Origin of the sequence: Rappaport israeli (assembly GCF_001888055.1) — a bacterium.
Taxonomy (GTDB): Bacteria; Pseudomonadota; Gammaproteobacteria; order Cardiobacteriales; family Cardiobacteriaceae; genus Rappaport; species Rappaport israeli.
In genome coordinates, this window is sequence record NZ_LXHZ01000031.1 from 1 (window position 1) to 2,032 (window position 2,032).

1 protein-coding gene and 2 pseudogenes are annotated in these 2,032 nt (G+C 50.4%); all 3 read right to left on the reverse strand.

Annotation, left to right across the window (positions count from 1 at the left end):
- Positions 1-891, reverse strand: a pseudogene (locus tag A5N84_RS10095) (hypothetical protein); the annotation flags it as partial.
- Positions 876-1,322 carry a hypothetical protein gene (locus A5N84_RS09160; protein ID WP_072282133.1) on the reverse strand — a complete coding sequence of 149 codons (447 nt, stop codon included), beginning with the start codon at positions 1,320-1,322 and terminating at the stop codon, positions 876-878. The gene A5N84_RS09160 and the pseudogene A5N84_RS10095, both read right to left, overlap by 16 nt.
- 358 nt (positions 1,323-1,680) lie before the next feature.
- Positions 1,681-2,032 (reverse strand): annotated as a pseudogene (locus tag A5N84_RS11040) (hypothetical protein); the annotation flags it as partial.

A 2,032-nucleotide genomic window follows, 5' to 3' on the forward strand; every position in this document is an offset into this window, starting at 1 on the left:
TTGTGCGGGTGGTTGTGCAGGGGGTTGTGCAGGCGGTTGTACAGGCGGTTGTACAGGTGGTTGTACAGGTGGTTGTACAGGTGGTTGCGCAGGTGGTTGTGCGGGTGGTTGTGCGGGTGGTTGCTGTGCTTTATTAATGAATTTGATATGCCATAGGGTGGCGCGATCTTCGCGCTGACCATTATTAGCTTCTCTCTCTGCTCTCCCTATTACTGTATCGCCAGTGCTGCTGATGGCAAATGCCGTACTGTTGCCTAAGGTGTTATTAGGGTTGTTGGAGTCGAGGACATGGGTGCCTAGGTCGAAGGGGGCGCTCCAATGCTCCCTGTTATTTTGCTTATCGTCTGCGGTGCGTAAATCTAGCCATACGCTGGCACGGTTATTCCCTTGGTTGTTGTTTGCTTCACCGACCACCACATTGCCATCGGCGTTGATGGCGTGTGCCTTACTCCTCCCTGTGCTTAAACTGTTGTCATCGGGATTTTGTGCGTTGCGCTGGTGCGTGCCTAAATCCACGGGGGCGCTCCATTTGCCGTTGCTATAACGCCATACACTGGCTCGGCTATTCCCTTGGCTGTTGTCTGCTTCACCGACCACCATATTGCCATCGGCGTTGATGGCGTGTGCCTTACTCTTCCCTGTGCTTAGACTGTTGTCATCGGGATTTTGTGCGTTGCGCTGGTGCGTGCCTAAATCCTCGGGGGCGCTCCATTTGCCGTTGCTATAACGCCATACGCTGGCATGATCCCCTCCTTGACTGTGTGCATTACCGACCACCACATTGCCATCGGCGCTAATAGCGCGTGCCCAACTACTCCCAAGACTTTTGCTAATGTCGTCAGGATCGCTTGAGCTGGGGAAAAGCGTGCCTAAATCTACGGGGCGCCCCACTTACCGTTGCTATAACGCCATACGCTGGCACGACCATACCAGCTTTCATTGTATGCCTCGCCTACCACTGCACTGCCATCAGCGCTAATAGCATTTGCCCGACTAACCCCATTACTTTTACTGTTGTCATTAGGATCTTGGAGGTCGCGGTTAAGCGTGCCTAAATCTACAGGGGCGCTCCACTGCTTAACGCCATTTTTTCCTTCATAACGCCATGCGCTGGCATGGGTATTCCTTTGGCTATTATCCGCCCAACCCACGACCACTTCGCCAGAAGGGTCAATAGCAACAGCCCAACTTTTTCCTGTGCTTAAACTGTCGTCATCAGGGTTGTTTAGATCGCGCCTAAGGGTGCCTAAATCTTCTATTTTAACTTGTAGTTTTGTCTCTGCTTGCCCTGTTTCTGCCCATGGCAATAGCGCTATTGCCAATGCTAAATGGCATTTAGAAAAGTGTGCGGGGGGGGTAAAAGCTTAATCATTTCAACACCTTATTAATTAATATTACGAAAAATAAAACTGCGCGTATTGTACTAGATTGTTGATGAATTGCTAGAGGGGAGAAATATTTTTTATCGCATGAGCGCCTAGCTGTTGTTTAGGCGGTGTGTGGTATTGCAATATGAGAAACAGGGTTTTGTTTTATGTGAAATACAGCGCAACGTTATTGCATACGTCAGTTGTGCACCATTTCATTGACTGGCGTCCCCGATATTCAATGCTTAATGCCAACCGCAGAGCGCGAGCGCGCAACGTTTCACGTTCAGCATTTGCAAGGTTCGCCAATATGCTAATCCGCCAAATCCGCCAAATCCGCCAAATCCGCCAAATCCGCCAAATCCGCCAAATCCGCCAAATCCGCCAAATCCGCCAAATCCGCAAGTTCGCAAGTTCGCAAGTTCGCAAGTTCGCAAGTTCGCAAGTTCGCAAGTTCGCAAGTTCGCAAGTTCGCAAGTTCGCAAAGTTCGCAAAGTTCGCAAAGTTCGCAAAGTTCGCAAAGTTCGCAAAGTTCGCAAAGTTCGCAAAGTTCGCAAAGTTCGCAAAGTTCGCAAGGTTCGATGTGCGATGTGCGATGTGCGATGTTCGATGTGCGATGTGCGATGTGCGATGTGCGATGTGCGATGTGCGATGTGCGATGTGCG